Source organism: Flavobacterium sp. GSB-24 (genome assembly GCF_027924665.1).
In the GTDB taxonomy this organism is placed as follows: Bacteria; Bacteroidota; Bacteroidia; order Flavobacteriales; family Flavobacteriaceae; genus Flavobacterium.
The window spans coordinates 3,525,732-3,546,170 of record NZ_AP027043.1 but is presented as its reverse complement, the minus strand read 5'-3'; the positions used below and the strand labels follow the sequence as shown (position 1 = coordinate 3,546,170).

General features: G+C 41.8%; 25 protein-coding genes. 6 read left to right on the top strand and 19 right to left on the bottom strand.

Translation table 11 applies throughout. The features are described from left to right. Positions 1-376: 376 nt before the first annotated feature. The 4 genes from QMG60_RS15365 to QMG60_RS15350 all read left to right on the top strand — a co-directional run bounded on the left by QMG60_RS15365 (position 377) and on the right by QMG60_RS15350 (position 3,691). Entirely contained in the window at positions 377-1,060 is a 684-nt protein-coding gene (locus QMG60_RS15365; protein ID WP_281865533.1) for a hypothetical protein, read from the top strand. A gap of 124 nt (positions 1,061-1,184) precedes the next feature. Beyond that, complete coding sequence (locus QMG60_RS15360; protein ID WP_281865532.1) at positions 1,185-1,853, top strand: hypothetical protein; 669 nt, start codon at positions 1,185-1,187, stop codon at positions 1,851-1,853. A gap of 268 nt (positions 1,854-2,121) precedes the next feature. After that, complete coding sequence (locus tag QMG60_RS15355; protein ID WP_281865531.1) at positions 2,122-2,841, top strand: hypothetical protein; 720 nt, start codon at positions 2,122-2,124, stop codon at positions 2,839-2,841. 580 nt (positions 2,842-3,421) lie between these two features. After that, complete coding sequence (locus QMG60_RS15350) at positions 3,422-3,691, top strand: hypothetical protein (RefSeq protein WP_281865530.1); 270 nt, start codon at positions 3,422-3,424, stop codon at positions 3,689-3,691. A 301-nt stretch (positions 3,692-3,992) separates the two neighbouring features. On the opposite strand, the gene QMG60_RS15345 is transcribed toward QMG60_RS15350, so the two are convergent. From QMG60_RS15345 to QMG60_RS15315, 9 genes are all read right to left on the bottom strand, one after another. Beyond that, positions 3,993-4,907 carry an AraC family transcriptional regulator gene (locus QMG60_RS15345; RefSeq protein WP_281865529.1) on the bottom strand — a complete coding sequence of 305 codons (915 nt, stop codon included), beginning with the start codon at positions 4,905-4,907 and terminating at the stop codon, positions 3,993-3,995. 49 nt (positions 4,908-4,956) lie between these two features. Continuing rightward, on the bottom strand, positions 4,957-5,991 hold the full coding sequence (locus QMG60_RS15340; protein ID WP_281865528.1) for an NADP-dependent oxidoreductase: 1,035 nt from the start codon (positions 5,989-5,991) through the stop codon (positions 4,957-4,959). A 1-nt stretch (position 5,992) separates the two neighbouring features. Then, entirely contained in the window at positions 5,993-6,760 is a 768-nt protein-coding gene (locus tag QMG60_RS15335; protein ID WP_281865527.1) for an SDR family NAD(P)-dependent oxidoreductase, read from the bottom strand. Positions 6,761-6,766: 6 nt separating this feature from the next. Next, positions 6,767-7,459: an SDR family NAD(P)-dependent oxidoreductase gene (locus QMG60_RS15330; protein WP_281865526.1), complete on the bottom strand. Its 693-nt coding sequence runs from the start codon at positions 7,457-7,459 to the stop codon at positions 6,767-6,769. A 118-nt stretch (positions 7,460-7,577) separates the two neighbouring features. After that, on the bottom strand, positions 7,578-8,168 hold the full coding sequence (locus QMG60_RS15325; RefSeq protein WP_281865525.1) for a TetR/AcrR family transcriptional regulator: 591 nt from the start codon (positions 8,166-8,168) through the stop codon (positions 7,578-7,580). Positions 8,169-8,312: 144 nt separating this feature from the next. After that, entirely contained in the window at positions 8,313-8,585 is a 273-nt protein-coding gene (locus QMG60_RS22700) for a hypothetical protein (protein ID WP_348773900.1), read from the bottom strand. Between the two features lie 51 nt (positions 8,586-8,636). Beyond that, a complete protein-coding gene (locus QMG60_RS22695) occupies positions 8,637-8,924 on the bottom strand; it encodes a hypothetical protein (protein ID WP_348773899.1) in 288 nt (95 codons plus the stop codon). Then, positions 8,911-9,087 carry an NAD-dependent epimerase/dehydratase family protein gene (locus tag QMG60_RS22690; RefSeq protein ID WP_348773898.1) on the bottom strand — a complete coding sequence of 59 codons (177 nt, stop codon included), beginning with the start codon at positions 9,085-9,087 and terminating at the stop codon, positions 8,911-8,913. The genes QMG60_RS22695 and QMG60_RS22690 overlap by 14 nt, the downstream gene beginning before the upstream one ends. Positions 9,088-9,097: 10 nt before the next feature. After that, a complete protein-coding gene (locus tag QMG60_RS15315) occupies positions 9,098-9,781 on the bottom strand; it encodes an SDR family oxidoreductase (protein ID WP_281865524.1) in 684 nt (227 codons plus the stop codon). A 451-nt stretch (positions 9,782-10,232) separates the two neighbouring features. Between QMG60_RS15315 and QMG60_RS15310 the strand changes: the two genes are divergently transcribed. Further along, positions 10,233-10,745: a hypothetical protein gene (locus QMG60_RS15310; RefSeq protein ID WP_281865523.1), complete on the top strand. Its 513-nt coding sequence runs from the start codon at positions 10,233-10,235 to the stop codon at positions 10,743-10,745. 129 nt (positions 10,746-10,874) lie between these two features. Here the strand turns inward: QMG60_RS15310 and QMG60_RS15305 are convergent, their stop codons facing one another. From QMG60_RS15305 to QMG60_RS15280, 6 genes are all read right to left on the bottom strand, one after another. Further along, entirely contained in the window at positions 10,875-11,270 is a 396-nt protein-coding gene (locus QMG60_RS15305; RefSeq protein ID WP_281865522.1) for a response regulator, read from the bottom strand. A gap of 298 nt (positions 11,271-11,568) precedes the next feature. Then, the gene (locus QMG60_RS15300; protein WP_281865521.1) at positions 11,569-12,081 is read right to left on the bottom strand and encodes a response regulator; all 513 of its coding nucleotides are present in this window, start codon (positions 12,079-12,081) and stop codon (positions 11,569-11,571) included. Between the two features lie 242 nt (positions 12,082-12,323). Beyond that, on the bottom strand, positions 12,324-12,569 hold the full coding sequence (locus QMG60_RS15295; RefSeq protein WP_281865520.1) for a hypothetical protein: 246 nt from the start codon (positions 12,567-12,569) through the stop codon (positions 12,324-12,326). A 102-nt stretch (positions 12,570-12,671) separates the two neighbouring features. Then, positions 12,672-14,180 carry an ATP-binding protein gene (locus QMG60_RS15290; RefSeq protein ID WP_281865519.1) on the bottom strand — a complete coding sequence of 503 codons (1,509 nt, stop codon included), beginning with the start codon at positions 14,178-14,180 and terminating at the stop codon, positions 12,672-12,674. A gap of 285 nt (positions 14,181-14,465) precedes the next feature. Then, positions 14,466-14,891: a response regulator gene (locus QMG60_RS15285; RefSeq protein ID WP_281865518.1), complete on the bottom strand. Its 426-nt coding sequence runs from the start codon at positions 14,889-14,891 to the stop codon at positions 14,466-14,468. A gap of 252 nt (positions 14,892-15,143) precedes the next feature. Beyond that, positions 15,144-15,506, bottom strand: coding sequence for a helix-turn-helix transcriptional regulator (locus tag QMG60_RS15280; RefSeq protein WP_281865517.1), 363 nt, complete (start codon positions 15,504-15,506; stop codon positions 15,144-15,146). Between the two features lie 596 nt (positions 15,507-16,102). On the opposite strand from QMG60_RS15280, the gene QMG60_RS15275 reads away from it, so the two are divergent. Then, positions 16,103-16,294, top strand: coding sequence for a cold shock domain-containing protein (locus QMG60_RS15275; protein WP_281865516.1), 192 nt, complete (start codon positions 16,103-16,105; stop codon positions 16,292-16,294). An 88-nt stretch (positions 16,295-16,382) separates the two neighbouring features. On the opposite strand, the gene QMG60_RS15270 is transcribed toward QMG60_RS15275, so the two are convergent. The 4 genes from QMG60_RS15270 to QMG60_RS15255 form a co-directional block, all read right to left on the bottom strand. Continuing rightward, positions 16,383-17,798 (bottom strand): SDR family oxidoreductase, encoded by a 1,416-nt coding sequence (locus QMG60_RS15270; protein WP_281865515.1) that lies wholly within the window; start codon positions 17,796-17,798, stop codon positions 16,383-16,385. A 9-nt stretch (positions 17,799-17,807) separates the two neighbouring features. Next, the gene (locus tag QMG60_RS15265) at positions 17,808-17,963 is read right to left on the bottom strand and encodes a hypothetical protein (RefSeq protein ID WP_281865514.1); all 156 of its coding nucleotides are present in this window, start codon (positions 17,961-17,963) and stop codon (positions 17,808-17,810) included. A gap of 226 nt (positions 17,964-18,189) precedes the next feature. Beyond that, positions 18,190-19,881, bottom strand: coding sequence for an ATP-binding protein (locus QMG60_RS15260; protein WP_281865513.1), 1,692 nt, complete (start codon positions 19,879-19,881; stop codon positions 18,190-18,192). Positions 19,882-19,954: 73 nt separating this feature from the next. Continuing rightward, complete coding sequence (locus tag QMG60_RS15255) at positions 19,955-20,419, bottom strand: hypothetical protein (protein WP_281865512.1); 465 nt, start codon at positions 20,417-20,419, stop codon at positions 19,955-19,957. Positions 20,420-20,439 lie beyond the last annotated feature (20 nt).

Here is a 20,439-nt window from a genome sequence, read left to right as displayed (position 1 = left end):
AAACAGAAAAACAAGCATACAGCACATCAGTTTTCTGCTGTTTCTTTTCCAAAGTTCTTGTTTGTGCTTCTCATTTTCATTTAAAAGTCTTTCAAAGCGCTCAATAGAAATCACTATCAGATAAAGAAACGCATGAAGAAGAGCACAATCAGCTAAACATACTAAAGCCGGCTTAAAGCTGGCTTTTTTTGGCGGCGCAGACACTTCAAGGCATAACAGCACATCCCTAAGTTTAATTGCAGCCTGTAGCTATACATCGGATTGCATCGCAGATTTCGAACGCGCTCATCGGTTAGCCTGCAAAATAAGTGATTACCCCTATTCCGCTAAAAATCACTTTATGTACATTTGCTTCCACAACATCAAATAGTCTTTTATGTCTAAAAAAAACAAAGCAGGAGAAAAAAAATTCATAGATCAAATGCTGAAACTCACTTTCAGGATTTGCCATTGGAACGATGATGGTACATTAACGGGAAGAAGCTCCGGTTTTCTCTACAGAAAATCCCAAGACTCGCCAGTTTTGGTAATTACCGCCGGACATGGAACACCGCAAAAAGGTTCATTTATTGAAACAAAACATGTTCACGATAACAAGACTGCCGTAATTAGCACAGGCGAATTCAAGATTTTTTATCAGGAGGGCGGAATTGATTATGCTTACAGTGTTCTCCCTTTAGAGTTTGCACAAAATAGTGAAACTCCAAAAATGTCATTTGAATTTATCTGCTATCAGGGAGCATTTGTACAAGCAGTTAAAGACGAAGCCTACGGTTTTGCCGTTTTAAATAATTTCGAATTTTTAAAATCTGGAGATCAATTGCTTTTACCTCAGTATTTATGCCATGAATTGTATTTAGAACTTGAAAAGCAGGACGATCTGTTTAATTATTTCAAACCTTCGCGGGAGATTAATCCACACGAATACTACGAAGGAGCAAGTGGAAGTCCAATAGCGGATCCGGAGGGTAAAATCTGCTCAATCTTAATCGGAGGCACTGATCCTATTGAATTATTAAGAGCATTTAGGCTAGATAACATTGAATTACCTGAAAATTAGTCCTATTCGAAAAAACGTAACCAACTTCAGTTAAATTTTTCTCTTTAGTCCAACATGATTCAAAACAACTGAGAACTTCAATGTTCAATTGAAAACAAATCGATTACCTAAGATGACAAAAAAAATGGAATTAAATGAAATCATGCAGATTGCCAATGAAACAATTCTGCAAGTAAAAAGAATATTAAAATTTGGTTCTGGAAGTATTATTGAGGATATTCTACAGTCAGATTCTGAAAGTCTAGGACGGTCAGATTATGCTCGAGATATGTATGCCGAAGAAAATCAAGACGATTTCAGTGAACTTAAGAAAATCACGCTCCGAGCTGCCGCCGCCGAAATAGCAATGGGAGGCAACTGCCACGAATCCGCATCTCTCGTTTTTTCTTATCTTATGGCAAATACTAAAAATTTAAAAATCCAGCTTTGTCGAGAAAGAATGGATGATTGTCCAAGCGATTTTCATGTTTTTACAAGAATAATACTTGATCAAAGTACTTGTATTATTGCAGATGAGTGGGGTTCCAATCCCACGGCTTATATATCACAAACTAACAGTACATCAAAAGATATAATGCACGAAGATATCACCGATGAGAGTAATGCATTATATTTTGAATGTATAGAAATTTTAAAAAAAGGTGAATGTTATCTATTTTGGCAAAGACGAGAAAGGGAAAACAAAGATCCTCTAGTCAATGTCTATAAGACTTGTGATAACTTAGAACACTTAGCATCAGATAAATATATAGGAGGCAGAGGCAAAAGAGCTTATAATGATCCAACGCCATAAGAGAATAAATATCGGAATAGTTCTATTTGAAACTAGGTGCTGAATCGGTGCACTTATTTCTAACAGAAAATGTAAAACACTGTAAGAAAACCATGCTTAAGTTCGAAACATTACTAAGCAATTTTATTATCGGTCTACTGAGTTTAAAAAATGAATTATCTCTGAGTGGATTAGAATGTGCAGTTTTGCAAAGTCAAAACTCGCCACACTGCTCCCCTAGCCCCGATAGCAGTGAAAATCCTTCTGCGCCGGGGTTCGGCGCAGAAGATTGAAACGAATAGCGGGAAAAAGCTCCAAAAAAAATACCAAACCAAAAAAGAATCAAATACAATATCAAATACAATATCAACCCAAAAACAAAACACAGCCCGCTCCCCCCAAACCCTCTTTCATCACAACACATCCATTCCTCCTAACAACAACAACAACAACAACAACAACAACAACAACAACAACAACAACAACAACAACAACAACAACAACAACAACAACAACAACAACAACAACAACAACAACAACAACAACAACAACAACAACAGCAAAAGCAAAAGCAAAAGCAGTGAAAAGAACAATAAAAAACCTTACAGGCTATCTGGCAGAAAACCCAAAAAAACTTTTCCTTATTGACTCCGCAGGAGCGGCCCTGACAGCATTTCTGCTGTTTATAATACTGCGGCACTTCAGCGAATATTTCGGAATGCCCAAAACCGTCTTGGCCTTCCTTTGTAAAGCAGCAGTCTGTTTCTGTATTTATTCGGCTGTGTGCTTTCTTCTTTTAAAAAGGATGCAGACACTGTTTATAAAAATTATCGGCCTTGCAAACCTGCTCTACTGCGCTGTGGTAATCGGACTTGTGATTCAATACCGTGATCCGCTGACCATAATCGGGACAGCCTATTTTCTGGCTGAAACGGCAGTTATCTGCGCCCTTGGCTGTATAGAGCTCAGGGCGGCAGAAGAAATAAAAAAAAGGGCATCCGGGGGCTGAACCGCATTTACAGGAAAAACTTTCTTCTGATCATCAGCTTTCCTTTACCGGCAGGGGGTCTTCTGCCGGTCTGAAAAGGACATACTGCCCCCAATAACTTACGGCAGAAAAACAAAAATGGAAAAATCAGAAAACCCTGCGGCAGGATCCGAAAAAATCTATCCAGAATCTTTCATGGACAGTATTGCGGTGCAGGTATGCAGATTATAAAAAAATGCTGGGAGCTGTTAAAAGAAAGCATTATTCCCGCCCAAAAAAGAGATTCCGATCCGAGCCTTGAATTACAGGACAAGGCAAGGCAATAATATCCTGATTCTGCAGTTTAATACCTATGCCGTGCAGAGCGCGGCCAATTAAGCGATCAGAAGATTCATAAAACAGCTAATCTGCTGCATTTCAAAATACCGGCAGTGCCCGGCTGATAATTTAAATAAACATTTTTTGGAAGATTATGTTTATGGACAGGCCCGTCTTTATAGATCTATACTGACGGGTTTTATTTTTTCCGCCCCGCAGGACAATCCGCGCGATATGCCACCGCCCCCTTGACAGGACAGCACTTTTTGCCTAATTTTGCCCCATGAACCCTGAAGAGATAAAAAGATATTTTGAGCATAATCCCCCGCCCAAAGAAGTAAGGCTTACCGCGTGGGCCAATATCACCGATACGCAGGTATTTCTGAGAAGCTGCTATTTGACCATCAGAAACTTCAGCGGCCCTGTTGACCGCTGTCCCGCCTTCTGGCACCTGAGGGATTTCTACCTGCTGATGAAAAAAACGCCCCGGCAGCCGGCTGCAGAAGAGAATCCTGCAGGGGAAGAAAATACCACCGGGCAGGCAGACCAATAGCCGTCATCCTCTAAAGTCCAGCCGGGCAAAATGCTGCTGTGCGGCTAACCGGGGCAGAATGCCAGCATCTGCTGATATTAATCGGGACAGCCTGTTTTTTGATTGAAACAGCAGTAATCTGCATGCTGGTCTGTACCTGAGGGCTGCATCTTTCTTAATCCGGATAACGACCATAGCCTGATAACCATAAAAGGTCTTATGCGGATAAACAATAAGACATTATGAAATTAACTTTCCTGAAATAAAACATTTTTTTCCGGACCAAATAAACCGGTCCTGGCAGGATCAGCATCACTGAGCCTTACGATATTTGCTTCAAGGGAGCCCTTCTGAAATCCAAAGGCGGGATGCCTTCGTATCTTTTAAAATATTTTACAAAATAGGAATCATCATCAAAGCCCAGAGAATATCCAATTTTACTGATATTCCAATTAGTGTCAAGGAGCATTCTTTGCGCTTCTTTTATAATCCTTTCGCAGATAATCTCCGAGGGGCTTTTATCTGCCAATTCTCTGGTAAGGCCCGATAATGTCCTTGATGATATCTGCATTAGTTCTGCATAATCAGAAACTTTAAGGTCTTTTTTATAATTTTCTTCTACCAGATCAACAAATTTTATTAATTGCTGCTGCTTTTTATCCTTAGGTGAAATCCGTCGCCCATCAAGTGCAGCCGTTTTTTTCCATCTGTAGTGAAGCTGAATAAGAAATGCTTTGAGGTAAGACCTTAATAGCTCTTCATGGCTGTTTTGATTTTTATCTTCTAATTCATTTTTGATCAGCTGTAAATATTCATCTAAAATAAAGGCATCCTCTGCGGTAAGTGAACAAGCAGGCTGAATGTGTGTATCGGGCAGGCTGTGTCCCGAAAAAAACGCGGCATCCCTGCTGTCCCGGATCAGAAACTCTTCATTGAACTGAATCAAAACCCCGCTGTAACCGGTATTTCTGTCAAAATAATGATTATCATTTTCAGTTAGAAAAAAAAGAGTGTTCCGGTCAATATCGCAGGCTTTAAAATTGACAAAATAGCGGCCATTTCCCTTTTTAAACCAGATGATCTGATAGTGGTTCGCGGCATGGGCTATCCTTCTTTTCTTATCGTATTTTTTTAAATAAGCCTCAATCTGGTAAAGGGAAAACCTCGGCACATTATGCTGGTACCGATTCAGATGATACTCAGCGGCATCATTGGGCCTGTGGTTAATTCTCTGCATTGGTGTGGATTAAAAAATTATTGCCGCCTGAGGGTAAAACCTGCATTGATCAATGAGGTTTTACACTGTGCATCTGCTGGTTCTCACTTTTTATCTGTATTACAACCTTACCTTTAGCGCGCCCGCTTTCTACATACTCCAGGGCCTGGTTGGTCTGTTCAAAAACAAATACTTTATCTACTACTGGTCTAATAATTCCATTTTCAATAAGTTTTGTAATTTCCTGCAGCTGGCTTCCTTCAGCTCTCATAAATAGAAAACTAAAGTTCACACGCTTCTTTTTAGCCTTATTTCTTACACCAAAACTAAGCAGGGACATAATTATGCTCAAATGCCACGGCAGTCCTATCTCTTTTGCAAACTCAGGTGTCGGCGGTCCTGAAATGGAGACTGCCTTTCCGTGAGGTTTTAAAACGTTTAATGATTTTTCAAGTGTTTTCTGATCCTGGCTGTTCAGAACAACATCATAATCTTTAAGCATATGCTCAAAATCATTGGTTTTATAATCAATAAGTATATCAGCACCGAGGTTTTTCAGCAGTTCAAAACTTTTTGCACTGGCTGTAGTGGCAACGACTGCACCTAAGTGTTTTGCCAGCTGTATCGCTATGGTTCCAACACCTCCTGAACCTGCCTGGATAAATACTTTCTGACCCTTTTTCAAACCCGAAAGCTCTACCAATGCCTGCCATGCCGTGAGCGCAGCCAGCGGAATAGAAGCCGCCTGGTTCATAGAAATGTTTTTGGGCTTGAATGCCGCATCTTTTTCATTCACGGCAATATACTCGGCAAAAGTCCCTGCATGGTAATCCGCTGGGCGGGAATATACGTGGTCCCCGACTTTAAATTTTGTGGCATTTTTACCTGTTTTGACCACAATACCCGCCACATCATGCCCCAGAATCATAGGCATTTTATAGGGAAGCATCAATTTAAACTCTCCTGTTTTTATTTTGGAATCCAAAAGATTAACCCCTGCGGCATAGACTTCAATTAAAACATCATTATTGCCCACAGCTGGATCTGGAACATCTGCAAGCTGCAGACCTGCTTTAGTATATTTATTTATTATAAATGCTTTCATATTAGTTTTTTAAAAGCTGATGGCTTTTCTTAGGGTTAATTAATCTAAAGGCTGTTTTTGGAAAAAACCTGTTAACCAGGCTGAAGAGTTTCGCATCGCCCACGCGTATGGTATAATTTTCCTTCTCAAGCCCGTCTATAAGTCCTTTTACCATTTCCTGAACCGATATTTTTTTATCTTTCCGGTCTGCGGTCATTTCTGTGGCAACAAGCGGCGGGATCAGTTCAAATATTTTTACGTGACTTCCTATTATCTTCAAATGCTCACGAAGCGACACGGTGTAGAAAGCCAGCGCGGTTTTAGAAGAAGAATAGGTGGCTTCAATCAATGACGGGGCCTGACTGAGTATTGATGTTGTATTTATTATCGCGGCTTCTTTTCTGGACTGCAACATGTCCATAAACAGGTTATTAAGCCTTATAACGCCTATGTAATTGACCTGCATTTCGTAAGCGGCACCTTCAATATGTCTGTCACTTGGGATACCTAAATTTGACGGCGGTGCAAGTACGGCGGCATTATTGTATAAAATGTCAATACCTCCGAGTTCTCTTACTTTGTTAAAAAGAAATTTTGCATCTTCTTTATCTGCCGCATCACTTTGAATTGCTGTGATGGCTGGATATGCTTTTTTAGCGGCATCCAATTTGGCCTGATTTCTTCCCGTAATGATTACTTTGGCTCCGAGTGCCAAGAACTGTTTGGCCGCTTCAAACCCAATACCGGAAGCGCCTCCGGTGATCAATATCGTTTTGCCTTTTATGTCCATAATGGTTTATTTAAAGAATTGTTTAGAATCGCCAACCGGAACATCAAACTGATTTTTTTCAAGAGCCAAAAACAATTCATCTGCAACCTGGTCCGGCGAAATGCCCTGTGCCCCTCCTATCTCAGCTGAAAATTCAGTATTGACCAGCGGGGGATAGACTTCATAGATTTGAAGATTTTTCTCTTCTTCATAAGTGGATCGGAGTGCGGCGGTATAACTGTGAAGTGCCGCTTTAGAGGCTCCATAAGTTGGAAGCAATTTATGGCTTGCAAATACGGCAATAGAAGAAATATTAACAACCGCAGATTCTTTTTTCTGCAGTAAGTGCGGCAGTAAAAGCTCCGTGAAATGAATTACGCTCAAATAATTGGTATTCATCTCTATTGCGGCTTTCTGGTGGGCATTTAAAGTTTCACTTAAAAGATAACTGAACGCTGCACCGGCATTGTTAATGATTAGATTTACTTCCGGGTAATGCTCTTTTAACTGTTCCGCAATTCGAATTCTATCGGCTTCCAGAGATAAATCCCCTTGTATAGCCGCTGCATTATCCAATTGTTTTAAAGCACTCTGCAGACGTTCTCCACTGCGCCCGTTAATTATTATTTTATTGCCTGAGCTGCTTAATTTTTTTGCAACTGCCAATCCTATACCGGCACTTCCCCCGCTAATGAATATTGTATTGCCTGCTGTTTTCATTTTTATTTCTATTTAAATTATTTTTTATTCTTTAGTTATCAAATTAATCAATTCTATTTTTAGACTTTTTAGTATATTTTAAAATAAACTTTTTGGTATATTTTTAATCAAAAAAAAATTATAAGACGTATTGTTCCAATTCAGATTTTAGGCTTTTCACAAGTCCCTGCATTGGTTTTGCCGTCCCCATAACTCTGCACATTACAATACCGCCTTCAACCGAAGCTGTCAATTTAAACGCAAAGACCGCAGGATCAAGTTTACTTGAAAATTCACCCGTATTGATTCCTTCCTGCAGCAGAGCCGTTAATTCCTGCTGGCCGCTACGGACTACTTTGGCTACTTTTTCTTTTATAAGAGGATAATTGTCATCTGCTTCCACCGCAGTATTAAATATCGGACAGCCTCCGGAAATATAAGTTTCGATTGGGTTTTTGTAGAAATCTAAAAATGCAGACACTTTACCTTTTATTGTTTTAGCCTGGTAAACTGCCGCCCTGATTCTATCTGAAACCATTTTTAAAGACAAATCAATCACCTGCTCGGATAAATCTTCTTTATTTTCAAAATGGCCGTAAAGACATCCCTTTGTAAGTTTTGTAGCTTCCAGGACATCATCTATATTCACCCCGGATATCCCCTTTTCATTATAAAGCGGCACCGCGGTTTCAAGTATAAATTGTTTAGTTCTTTCAGCCTTACTAAGCATTGTAAATTAATTAGGGCACAAATATACCAAAAAGTATATTTTAAAAATTAAAATTAACAATAATTTAATTTTTATAAAATCTCAGCATAAGAAAATAAAACGATAACTTCTTATTATAAAGGATTCAATTATAGGGAAATTAATTCAGCCGTTTCCAACTGTCAGAAAATAATAATTTTTCAGCCAGTAGGATGACAATTTAGGGGTCATAACCGGCAGGGTATAAATATATCTTTTGAGTTTTTTCGCATGGGCAAACCCCAGCAGCATTTCTTTATAGGTAAGGATATCGGGTCCGCCGATATCAAAACTTTCGTTATAGGTTTCAGCATTGAGCAGCGAGCGGATTAAAAACTCCAAAACATCGGCAATGGCAATAGGCTGGCATTTGGTGTTGAGCCATTTCGGGGTAATCATCACCGGGAGTTTATGGACCAGATCACGTATGATTTCAAACGAAGCGCTTCCCTACCCTGCAATAATTACCGCCCTGAGTGTGGTGGCCGGGGTTCTTCCGCTTTTTAAAATTTCTTCTACGGCTTTTCTGGAAGATAGATGTCTGGATAAAGATTTGCCGCTGGCAATACCGCTTAGGTAGATGATCTGTCCGGCCTTTGTTCTGTTTATTTTATTCTTGAAATAATGGGCAGAAATACTTTCCAGCTCATCATAATTAGCCGCTCCGGACATGGAATGAATGAGATAATAGGCCGCATCGATATCATCGGGAATTTTCTCTACGCTAAGCGGATCCAAAAAAATCAACTTCGAGAAGCTGGATGTTTTCTGCGTGTTTTTGGGGATAGTAAAACGTGCTTTTATCTCTCACGCAGCAGACCGCTTCGTATCCCTGATCCAGCAGTAAAGGCAGAAGCCTTTTGCCGATATATCCTGTCGCGCCTGTCAATAGAATTTTCATCTATGCTCAATTATATTTTAAAACTCACCAGGCCATAATCCATCTGAAAAATCTGGCCCGAGATTGATCCAGCCGCTTTAGAGATCAGATAATCTGCCATCTGCGCCACTTCCTGGGGTTTTAAATAATTTTTAAGCGGATGGCGCTCTAACATATTTTCTTTCATGCGGTCATTTCTGAGTATCGAAGATGATAATGATGTTTCTGTAATGGTCGGCGCAATGGCATTAATGCGGATAGCCGGTGCCAGCTCTGCGCCCAATGATTTCACAAGTCCCTCTACACCGCCTTTTGCGGCGGCTGTACTGGCATGATAAGGCATCCCGAGTTTTACCGCTATGGTGCTGAAAAGGACAATGGAGGGATTTGCTGCTTTTTTTAAAGCCGGCAGATAGTGCTGAATGGCTTTTACCGCGCCGATGACATTGATTTCAAAGTCACTTCTGAAATCATCGGCACCCAGACTTAAAATAGGTTTCAGGTTTATAGATCCCGGACAATAAATAAGCGCATCGATACTTTCAATTTCTGGAAGGCTGTCATGGAGAATATCTGCCCTATGATGGATCAAATCAGGATGTGAAACTTCAGGCGGAGTCCTGCTGATATTAAAAACCTGCTTTTTTTCTAACTGCTGCAGCAGTATTGCGCTTCCAATCCCCCTGCTGCCCCCGATAACCACTATTTTTTCCATTGCGTAAAATTTAAATTAATGTGCCGCTTTGCAATAGCAGCTTGCAAGAAGCTGTATTTCATTATAAAGATAGCCATTGTTTAACTTTCATCAAATAACATTAAACAAAAAAAATCTAATTAATTACCAGATTCTTTCACTAAAAGGGTATGCATATGGCAAGAATCCATCCTGGATATAATCAGCTGAAAATGTTTTTTGCTTTTTTGATCCATTTGCACGCCCATCCTTAAGATGCAAAAAACAGTACTGCTGTCGGGGCTCAAAACAATAAAAAATAAATCAAGTGCAGCAAATCAAAAATATAAAGGTCTTTATAGTAAAAAAAATGATAACTCAGATTTAAAAAAAAGCGGCCGCTGAAAACTTACCCAAAGTCAATTCTGTTTGTCTTTTTTCTGATTATTTTTATAATGCACAAGCAAAAATGTATAATTTAAAAACAACGCTAATGAAAAAAATCACCGCTATTACAGCATTACTCATTACACTGTTCACCGCACATTGCGCAGATGCCCAGAAAAATGCAGAGCAGCTTTTAAAGGACTTCCAGCAATTGTCCGGAAGCTGGACCGGAAGCCTGACCTACCTTGATTATTCATCCGGCAGACCCTATACAATGGCGGCTGACATTGAGGTTAAAAGGATCAATGATTCCAATGAATTTGAATTCATCAATACCTACCCTAAAGAGAAAAGCGCCAACTCGACCCAGATTATCAGCATTTCAAAAGATGGGAAATACATTGGAAAAGAACAGGTAATCTCAAGAACTGAACAAGCCGGTGGCCGGATACAGATAGTAACCCAAAGACAGGGAAAAGACGGCAATGATAATAAACAGGCCCTGATCAAACAAACCTATACAATAAGCGGCACCTCATTTTCCATGCGAAAAGAAGTTCTCTTCTCGGGAGAAAATAAATGGATACTCAGACATGAATATGCCTATTCAAAAAAGTAAGCCGTATCTATTAATGGGCCATTTTATTAATGAATTTTAGACCTGTTTATATTTCAGTAAACTAAGGTTTCAATCCGGAATACTATATGCAATTGACCATGCTGAGCACTCGAAATTAAATTCTGCAGCTTATTGCATCAACGGACATAAGATTCCCGGCAGTATCTCTTGAAGTTCCTGGATACCTGCCGGCTTTGATATATATTTTACCGATATATTGTTCCTGTAGAGCCATGGCAGCATTACCTGCTCGGGAGGTGTCGAAAGCATAATGACCTCAATATGCTTTAAGCGCTCTGCCTGCTGCATGCGCTTAATAAATTCCAGTCCGCTTATCATGGGCATATTATAATCTAAGAATATGATATCAGGCAACTCTTCTAAAACCTGCAGCTCTTCCCATGCTTTAAAGGGATTATGCATTGTACGGCAATTGACTTCGCTGCTTAGCGTGCTGAGAGCCTCAATAAAAAAAAGCGTATCATCACTGTCATCATCAATGAGAAGTATATTCTTGTATGGCATATATAAATTTATTTTTTTTGCTTCCGCCTGAGACAATGGTTAGCATTATAACCCTGCAAAAGTATCCAAAAGCACTTATAATTACTATTTATTTTCAATGATCCTAATACAGACTTACACCTGCTTTTTAAAGGCAGCACATAATAAGGGCCAGCCCCGATAGCAGTGAAAATCCTTTGCGGCGGGGTTCGCCGCAAAGATTGTAACGTATAGCGGGAAAAAGCTCCAAAAATAAAGCATTCTATAATGGATAAAAGCCATACAGTAGAAAAAGCAGCCGGCTTCGGGTATGAATTCCTTAGGAGTCCCCTTGTGATATGTTCTTTTCCGAAACAAAAAATAATTTTCTGACCGGCCTCAATAAAGCTTTGGCCCAGTGCAGAAGGAATACTTTCTTGAGCACCAGCACAAAGCCTGCAAAAGAACTCGGTTTCTGCACATAAAGGTCCGCCCCCTTCCCAAAGGCATCTTCAATGTCTGAAGGATGGTCCCAGGTGGAGAGCATAACGGCCGGGATGTCCCGAAGCTCATCGTCTTTCTTTATTTCTTCCAGCGCCTTCTTTCCGTCTTTAACGGGCATATTGACATCTATAAAAATAATATCCGGATCACCCTGGGATTCATCCCTGAGGGTATCGAGGAGCTCCTGCCCATTTTCCACGGCCGTTACCTCAGAGGAAATCTGCGCTTCCTGAAGGGCATCCAGGAACAATTCCTGGTCCTCGGTGTCATCCTCGGCCAGCAGGATCTTTACAGGCTCTTTTTCATTTTCCCCCTCAGGGGCCGTGCTGGAATTATCGGAACTTATCATATTGGAGGGGTTTTTACCTGTCAAATGTAGGGCAAAAATGCTTAAAAGATTTCCATTGGCCGATAATATTGAAAGCAGCGGGATATCCGGCACATAAGGGCTCCTCAGATCATCATTCCCAGCTGTGCATTATGAAGTAAAAACGGGCTTTTCGGATTCTTTGGCGCCAAAACAAAAAAATGCCCGCCTGTGTACAGCAGACGGGCATGGGTAATAATCCTGGTCAAATTGAGTTAAGCCGGTTAATCTATTGTTATGGCCTCAGAGAGGTTCTCACTGCTGATAAAGGCCGCTATATACTGCCGCACTTCATTTTGTTTATCTGACTGGGTCTCAAAAGTGTTGAGATGATACTGCTGGTCCTGGTCCATGATGTGGATAATCTCGGTATAGCCTTTTGAGATGAGGCTTCCTTTTAATTTAATTACCCTGAGCTGCTGGCGGGGCTCCAGATCCTTTTTCACCCTGAATCGTACTTGTTTGTGCATTGTAAAAAATTCCGTTTATAAACCGCTGTGATTATAAATCAAATATAGTGATTAAAAAGGCTGCCCGGTCATGCCTGAATGTTAAAAAATATCCCGCACGGCCTAAAGCGCAGTGCTTTGCTGCTTTAAGGGCAGCACGACCGTAAAGACGGCCCCCTTGTCCTTTTCCCCTGATGCTGTGATGGTCCCCCCGTGGCGCTCCGCAATCTTTCTGCAGAGTGACAGCCCAAGACCGCTGCCTTCGTACTGGTCCTTGGAATGAAGGCGCTCAAAGGCTGTGAAGATCCGCTCGCTGTATGCCTTATCAATGCCGATTCCGTTGTCCTGAATGCAGACCTGCACCAGATCCCCGCCGCTGCCCTGAACCAGACTGCTGCTGATAATGACCTTTGGAGGAATTTCCGCCCTTGAAAACTTAAGGGCATTGTGCACCAGGTTGTAGAAAAGCTGCTGGATCAGGATCCTTGCCCCTTGAATCTCAGGGAGCTCAGAGCTGATAAGGACCGCATTTTTCTCCTGTATGACCAGTTCAAGGTCGGTCTTGATCCCTTCCAGGATCCTGTTAAGGTCAATGCGCTCCACGGGCTGTTTTTTCTTGTCTGCGGCGGAATAGGCCAGTATGCCTTCAATGACATTCTGCATCCTGTGGGCGGAATGTTCGATCTTTCCCACATACCATTCCAGCCTCTGGCTGAAATCGGACTGCATTTCATCGCGCATCCGGCTGATAAAGGTTTTGACCTTGCGCACCGGCTCCCTGAGGTCATGGCTGACCAGATTGGCAAAATGCTGCAGATCGTCATTGGAACGCTGGAGCTCCTGGGTAGTTTCGCGTGCCTCCTTTCGAAGCTGTTCCTCCAGGGTCTTCCGGCGGTCTATATCCTCGATAATGCCGGTGATTTTAACCGGCTTCCCGTTCTCATCTCTGATTATTTTACCGGTGATATTGGTCCATCGCAGCGATTTGTCCTCATTTATGATCCTGGCCTGATAGGAAATCACTCCGCTCTTCTGGGCATCAAGGTGGGCTTTCTCACGCACTGCTATATCATCGGGATGAAGCTTTGATATGATCTTTTCATTTGTAATGGTATCTTTTATATCCCAAATAGAACTGAAGTTGCCCGAAGTCGCTATGGACTGGCTCAGCAGGTCTATTTCGTAGGTGCCCATCCCCGATGCCTCAACGGCCATGCGAAGCTGCTCTTCGGAACTCTGCACTTTTTCCTTTGCCAGATGAAGATCGGTGATATCCATCCCAGTGTTCATCACCCCATAGACAAGTCCCTGCTGATCGAAAAGGGGCATAAAGCAGTAATTGAAATAAAAAGTCTTCTGCTGCCCGTCCATTACAATATCCACCCTTTTATCCTTGGCATGAAATGCGCTGCCGGTTCTATAAACCTCAAGGGCCTGTTCAAAAATGCGCTGCTTCCCAAGCTCGGGAAGCACCTCAATATAGCTTCGGCCCAGCACCTTATCGCCTTTGCCCCAGGTTTTTATCATCGCCAGATTGGCCAGTTCTATCTTTAATTCACTGCCGGTATACACCCCTATGGGCAGCGGGGCATTATCCACTATATCTCTTAAAAGCTGTAAAGTTCCTTCCATGGCTGCAGTCTATTTTTAAAACGAATATACAGGTTTTTAATGCCCGGGATGTTACATGCCGCTTTAAGATTATTCCACAATTTCCACCGCAGAGGCCTGCCTTTGTCTTTACTGCAGGCTTTAGGGGGAATAAAACAGATAAAAAAACAGCCCAGGAAAAATGCAGGGCGGCAAAATGCGGCACGGCGGCCTAAAAACGTAATCTTCCATTTTACACTTCCATCTGTTTTTTTTTAATGCAGTGCGGGCTGCTTTAAACCGCCGCCCGGATCAATTCAGGCCGCATCAGCGCAAAAGCAGACCTCGGTCCGCCTGGGGATCTTCCCAGTCCATTTCCACTATCCTGCGTATCAGGGATTTCAAATCCCTGTACAAGACGGGCTTGACGGCATAAGAATCTGCCCCCATACCAAGGGCAAGCTCCACCTGGCGGGGATTTGACGAGGTGGAAAAAATGATAACCCTGATGTCTTTTATATCTTCTCTGCCGCCGCGTATTTCTTTAAGGCATTCAAAACCATCTTTTAAAGGCATCTGCAGATCAAGAAGGATAAGGTCCGGGAGCGGGCCGGCCGGCGCAGAGAGGGCATCGGTCAGCGCTTTGCCACTTTCAAAAAGCCTCAGGCCCTCCACAGGGAACATCTCATAGAAAAGCTCGGCAAAAATTTCCCTGTCATCGGGATCATCATCGGCAAAATAGATATTTTTCATAGTTTCTGGCACAATACGCCCCATTTTATCGGTAGGGCAGTTAAGCAATGTTCGAATTTAAAAAGTCATATCTAAAATCTATATTGACTTAAAACTTTAAAAATATCTGACTATGCAAAAGATTATTAACAGCTCAATATACGCAATTTTCCCGGCCTGTGAAGAAAAACGGGGCCCCTAACTGCAGCCAGTACTGTTTCCCGCAGGTTTTTTAAGCCCCTGCTGCCTGCTGCCAGCCTGCGAAGAACCGTATTAGAGGCCCCCGAATTTATTTTTATAGACATTGAGCTCCCTGTCGGTTTTTTCCAGCAGTTTCTCCAGAAGGGCAATTTTGTCCGTGTAGAGCCTGTTTAAAGCGCTGTGCTGCCCTGCAGCGGCACTGCTTTTAAATCCGGGGTCCAGGTACCCGCTGATGTCAAAGCTTATGATGTTTCTCACATCCATTTCAAAGACTGCTGCAATTTCTTCCAGCTTTTCAAAACTCACACTGCTTGCGCCTTTTTCAATTTTGCTGTAGCCCGCCTGGGTCATATCAAGCCTTAAGGCCATATACTGCTGGGTGTAATTTTTAAGCTCTCTCAGCGTTTTTATATTCTCATTTATTCTGCTGTACATAAATTTGGATTTTACTGTGTTAGATTCACTTCTCCGGTCGGGCATGCAGGATCAGAGATGACTGCAGAAAAATAATTCACGAATCTCTCCTGCAATAACAAATGTCGACCCTTTGGGCTGTTTTGCCATGTACATGCCCCAAAGGGTTTTAGCTGTCCCGAAAACAGACCCGCAGGCTCCAGAGCCAAAAACACTGCACCGGCGGCAGTGCGCTAAAAACAGCTATACGGGCCGGCTGCCTCTTTTTGGAGGCCGGCTGCCAAAAACAGCTGTCTTTTTTTATTGAAAAATAAACAAAAAAATAGAATTTTCAGGATTATGAGCAGTCCATTATTTATAATCGATGCTCTGCTGTTGGAAAAATTACGAAAATTATTAAAGGCAATTGATAGAAAAGCTGCACTATTTTATGCGTTCAGCGGGCAGAAAACAAATGTATAGTAAAAATATTATATTTAATTAAATGTAATATGGGCCGCAGAAGACCAATTATGCCTTTAAACCTGCTGCCAAAAGTTAATAAAAGCACAATTTATTTATTTTTTACCCTTTACCGCGTTTCAATAGACTACATTTGGACAAATTAAACAATTAAGATGCAGGAAGGTACAGTAAAATTCTTCAATGAAGAAAAAGGATTCGGATTTATAACGCCAAATAACGGAGGAAACGAAATTTTTGTCCATGTTTCAGGCCTATCGGAAAATATCCGTGAGAATGACCCGGTGAGGTACGAGGTAAAAGAAGGCCAAAAAGGGCCGAACGCAGTAAATGTAGTGAAAGCCTAATATACTATAAAAACCACTTTGAAAAAGCATCTGTACATCACAGGTGCTTTTTTTTATAAACCAATGCAGCAGCCATTTTCGATACTTGCTAGATTAATTTTTTAAGCATTCCCCCGAATATAAAACCATGAAATGGAAGCACGCAATACCAGTAGAGCCTGCCTATGAGTCCTCTGGGCTTAAAGGTTGCGGCCTGATATAAATCATTATTAATGATCTTAAATTCCAGCCAGGCCTCACCGGGCAGTTTCATTTCGGCGTATAAAATAAGTTTTCCCTCCGCTTTGTCCGCATAGACCACACGCCAGAAATCCAGCGCATCCCCGGGATGAAGCTCATTTTTATGGGTCCTTCCCCTTCTAAGGCCCACACCTCCAAAAACCTTGTCGATAAATCCCCGCAGATCCCAAAGCCAGTCCGCATAATACCATCCCGTTTCTCCGCCTATGGCCCAGATTCTGCCGATTGTATAATCTCTGTTCCGCACTGCTTTTTTCCTTCTGTCAATAAAGCAGCCCTTTTTGGGCACCTTAAGATAGTGGGAAACATTTCCCTTGAACCGGCCGCTTATAAGGGAATCTTTCCAGCTTGAAATTACCGCATCCCAATTGATTTTTACCAAAGCCTTTTCAAGGGCCTCTTTGTAAGGCATTGGGTTTACGCCCAGCAGCGCATTGATGCGGTTATCTCTGCAGACCACCTCCACCTTCATGCTGCTGACCAGTGCCGAAGCAAGCCTAAAGGAAACGGAGGTAACAAAATAAAGCCAGTAAGACGATAATTTTGGAGTCATCACCGGCACGGTAAAAATATATCTTTTTAGTTTTTTAGCCCGGGCAAACCCCAGCAGCATTTCTTTATAGGTCAATATATCCGGACCGCCGATATCAAAACTCTCATGATAGGTCTTTTCATTGAGAAGTGAGCGGATCAGAAACTCCAGCACATCGGACACCGCTATGGGCTGGCACCTGGTATTGAGCCATTTTGGGGTGACCATAACAGGAAGTTTATCCACCAGGCCGCGTATGATTTCAAATGAGGCGCTTCCCGAGCCCACAATAATACCTGCCCTTAATGTTGCCGCCGGAACCCTTGATGCATTTAAAATATCCTCCACTGCTTTTCTGGAAGACAGATGCTTTGATAAATTCCGGCCATTTACAATACCGCTGAGGTAAATAATCTGACGGGCAGCCGTCGCATCGATCCTGTCTGTAAAATTCTGCGCGGCAATACTTTCCAGTCTATCATAATCAGAGCCAGAACCGGACATGGAATGGATCAGATAATAGGCGGCATCAATATCATCAGGTATAGCCTCCAGGCTCTGCTTATCGAGAAAATCAGCTTCGATGAGCTGAATGCTTTTTTCAGCCCCCTCAGGATAATAAAACCTGTTTTTATCCCTCACGCAGCATACCGCTTCATGCCCTTGGCCGATTAAGATCACAAGGAGCCTTTTTCCAATATATCCCGTGGCGCCGGTCAAGAGAATCTTCATAATTATCTTTTATGATTTAAAACTCACCAGTTTGTAATCCATTGAAAAAACCTGTCCAGATATTGAAGCCGATGCCCCGGAAATAAGATAGCCAGCCATTTGGGCAGCTTCCCGGGGCATTAGGTGATTTTTCAGCGGATGGCGCTGGATCATATTTTCTTTCATACGCTCATTTCGCAGAACTGCCGCTTAAATAAAGAGCAGTATCCAGCATTAAAGATAGTTATTTTGTTTAATATTTTTTAAAAATAATTAAACAAAATTAATACGCAGTTTTACTTCGCCGGATGGCATAAATGGAATAAAAACATAAGAAAAGCAGAGAAGTCCTTAGATGAGCTGCCTTGAAATAATCAGGGCAATAAAAAACATACAGCTTATCGCCGCATATTTAATGCGCCCCCATTAATTGATCCAGTTTTTCTTTCAGCAGGGCTGCAGAAAACGGTTTTAGGATATAATCATTTATATATTCGCATCCAGACTGCTGGCTGCTGCTAAAATCAACCGATGCGGTTAAGGCAATAATCGGAATGGATGCCTTTGCCTTATCAGGGAGATTTCGTATCATCTGCGCCGCTTCAAAACCATCCATCAGGGGCATGTTTATATCCATGAGCACAAGATCATAATCATTGGAAATTACAGCATCCAGTGCTTCTCTTCCATTACGGGCTATAACCGGCTGGATATTCCACTTATTGAGAAGCTTTTTAATGACCATAATATTCACTGCATTGTCCTCTGCAGCCAAAACCCTCAAAGAACTTATATCTTTTTCACTGGGAAGGCTCTTAAAATCGCCGCCGGAATCCGCGCTGGTGATCATTTTAAAAGCCAGCTCAAAACTCAATTCCGCCCCATGCCCTTCACTGCTTGAAATTTTCAAAACACCGCCTTTAAGGCTGATCAGCCTGCTGGCAATAGTGAGCCCCAGACCTGTACCATAGAACTGCCTGTTTGATTTGCTGTTTTTCTGCACAAAGGGATCAAGAATCTGATGCTGCTCCTCAGGCGAAATTCCTATGCCGGTATCTCTGACGATAAACAAAACAGTCAGCTTCTCCCTATCCCTTTCAGAGATTGCCGCTTGCACTGCAACACTGCCCTGGATGGTGAATTTGACGGCATTTCCGACTATATTGAACAAAATCTGTGAAAGCCTGTCTTTATCGCCCAGTAATTTTACGTTTTCAAGACCCGGATCGCATTGAAGGTCAAACCCAATATTTTTTGCCTGAGTTTCAGCAGCAAATGACCTGTAAATATTTTTCAGAAGCAAATCCAGCCGAACCCCGTCATTTTTAAGCACTACCTTATCAGCATCTATTTTATTAAAATCTAAAATGTCATTAATGATAAACATAAGGTTCTGGGCAGAGAAACGCAGCACTTCCAGGTTTTCCCTGTCTGCGGGTTTCAAATCCGACATTGCCAATAATTCAGCCATACCTGCAACGGCATTTAAAGGTGTGCGCAGTTCATGGGACATAGTGGAAAGAAAGTTGGTTTTGGCCGATGCAAGATCCTGGGCGTCTTTCAGCGACTGCTTCAGGCTCAGGCTGAGCTGGCGCTCCCTCTGGTTTGTTTTTTTAAAAGCATCAAAAAAGAAATAATGGACAAACAGCAGGCTGAAGAAATTGTAGACAAATAAGAAATTAAAAGCTCTCATGTTTAAATTCAGATCAGCCTGCATCAGATCAATGCCTGTATAAGGAGCCAGAAAAACCATTGCCGTTACAGGCACTATATTGGCAAGCGAATAAATAAGCCCCCAGCGGGTGCCTAAAATATAATAGGCAACCGAGATTATAATCAAAATATACTGCAGGGTCACTAAATTCACTCCCTGCCTTAATGTTACAATGGCCGACCATATCAAAATACTTACAATCCATATGTATGCATGGCCAAGAAGTCTCCACGAAAACCCGCAGAACAGAAAAATAAGCAGTGCCGTTAAGAAAAGCAGCAGCAAGGCACTGCGCCAGATATAAAAACCCTCAGCCTGCCCAAGGAGCAGAAAAAGTGAAATGATGCGCTGAAAAATGAATAAAATCAATATTACAGCCAATAGTTTCATTCTTGCCCTATTGAGTATTCCCTGCTCGCCGGCCAGGGCAGATCTGTAATTCAAAATTAAATATTGGTACATTTTATAGAATTAATTTATCAGATAGATTTACCTTACAGGCTGCTGCATTCTTATAAATTTCTATCTTCCCGATAACATCAAAATCAAGATTATATGCAGCCATAGATTCATAATTATCATCGGTAAGGGTGATGATCTGGACTTGAGCCATCAAATGCTCTGCGCCCGGTTTTGGATTCTTTGATAAAATAAGATAAAACGGCAGATCGCTTTGAGACACGGGATTCTCTGAAGGGAGATCCAATCCTTCTGCACCGGCCTGCCCGATAAAACACGAACCGGGAAAATTAAGCTTGTTCCGGTCAATAAAACTCTTGAAATTCTGGAGTTCTGCCTGGTCAAAGCAGACTCCCTGCAATCTTAAATCAGCTGCTTTTTCAAGTTTAAACCATTTAATATGCAGGAGCAGCCTTTTAAAATTAAAACTGTATTTAAAATAAGCCAGCTGCGTATTTAGGGTATACATATTGACTTTATAAAATAAAT

What these genes read in the sequence shown, in the direction of transcription:
- QMG60_RS15340 (WP_281865528.1), bottom strand. Translation starts at nt 5,991, where the DNA reads ATGAAAGCATTTATAATAAATAAATATACTAAAGCAGGTCTGCAGCTT.
- QMG60_RS15335 (WP_281865527.1), bottom strand. Translation starts at nt 6,760, where the DNA reads ATGGACATAAAAGGCAAAACGATATTGATCACCGGAGGCGCTTCCGGT.
- QMG60_RS22700 (WP_348773900.1), bottom strand. Translation starts at nt 8,585, where the DNA reads ATGATTACCCCGAAATGGCTCAACACCAAATGCCAGCCTATTGCCATT.
- QMG60_RS22690 (WP_348773898.1), bottom strand. Translation starts at nt 9,087, where the DNA reads ATGAAAATTCTATTGACAGGCGCGACAGGATATATCGGCAAAAGGCTT.
- QMG60_RS15315 (WP_281865524.1), bottom strand. Translation starts at nt 9,781, where the DNA reads ATGGAAAAAATAGTGGTTATCGGGGGCAGCAGGGGGATTGGAAGCGCA.
- QMG60_RS15275 (WP_281865516.1), top strand. Translation starts at nt 16,103, where the DNA reads ATGCAGGAAGGTACAGTAAAATTCTTCAATGAAGAAAAAGGATTCGGA.
- QMG60_RS15345 (WP_281865529.1), bottom strand. Translation starts at nt 4,907, where the DNA reads ATGCAGAGAATTAACCACAGGCCCAATGATGCCGCTGAGTATCATCTG.
- QMG60_RS15265 (WP_281865514.1), bottom strand. Translation starts at nt 17,963, where the DNA reads ATGAAAGAAAATATGATCCAGCGCCATCCGCTGAAAAATCACCTAATG.
- QMG60_RS15280 (WP_281865517.1), bottom strand. Translation starts at nt 15,506, where the DNA reads ATGTACAGCAGAATAAATGAGAATATAAAAACGCTGAGAGAGCTTAAA.
- QMG60_RS15255 (WP_281865512.1), bottom strand. Translation starts at nt 20,419, where the DNA reads ATGTATACCCTAAATACGCAGCTGGCTTATTTTAAATACAGTTTTAAT.
- QMG60_RS15270 (WP_281865515.1), bottom strand. Translation starts at nt 17,798, where the DNA reads ATGAAGATTCTCTTGACCGGCGCCACGGGATATATTGGAAAAAGGCTC.
- QMG60_RS15310 (WP_281865523.1), top strand. Translation starts at nt 10,233, where the DNA reads ATGAAAAAAATCACCGCTATTACAGCATTACTCATTACACTGTTCACC.
- QMG60_RS15365 (WP_281865533.1), top strand. Translation starts at nt 377, where the DNA reads ATGTCTAAAAAAAACAAAGCAGGAGAAAAAAAATTCATAGATCAAATG.
- QMG60_RS15260 (WP_281865513.1), bottom strand. Translation starts at nt 19,881, where the DNA reads ATGAAACTATTGGCTGTAATATTGATTTTATTCATTTTTCAGCGCATC.
- QMG60_RS15325 (WP_281865525.1), bottom strand. Translation starts at nt 8,168, where the DNA reads ATGCTTAGTAAGGCTGAAAGAACTAAACAATTTATACTTGAAACCGCG.
- QMG60_RS15295 (WP_281865520.1), bottom strand. Translation starts at nt 12,569, where the DNA reads ATGCACAAACAAGTACGATTCAGGGTGAAAAAGGATCTGGAGCCCCGC.
- QMG60_RS15350 (WP_281865530.1), top strand. Translation starts at nt 3,422, where the DNA reads ATGAACCCTGAAGAGATAAAAAGATATTTTGAGCATAATCCCCCGCCC.
- QMG60_RS15290 (WP_281865519.1), bottom strand. Translation starts at nt 14,180, where the DNA reads ATGGAAGGAACTTTACAGCTTTTAAGAGATATAGTGGATAATGCCCCG.
- QMG60_RS15330 (WP_281865526.1), bottom strand. Translation starts at nt 7,459, where the DNA reads ATGAAAACAGCAGGCAATACAATATTCATTAGCGGGGGAAGTGCCGGT.
- QMG60_RS15360 (WP_281865532.1), top strand. Translation starts at nt 1,185, where the DNA reads ATGGAATTAAATGAAATCATGCAGATTGCCAATGAAACAATTCTGCAA.
- QMG60_RS15305 (WP_281865522.1), bottom strand. Translation starts at nt 11,270, where the DNA reads ATGCCATACAAGAATATACTTCTCATTGATGATGACAGTGATGATACG.
- QMG60_RS15300 (WP_281865521.1), bottom strand. Translation starts at nt 12,081, where the DNA reads ATGATAAGTTCCGATAATTCCAGCACGGCCCCTGAGGGGGAAAATGAA.
- QMG60_RS15285 (WP_281865518.1), bottom strand. Translation starts at nt 14,891, where the DNA reads ATGAAAAATATCTATTTTGCCGATGATGATCCCGATGACAGGGAAATT.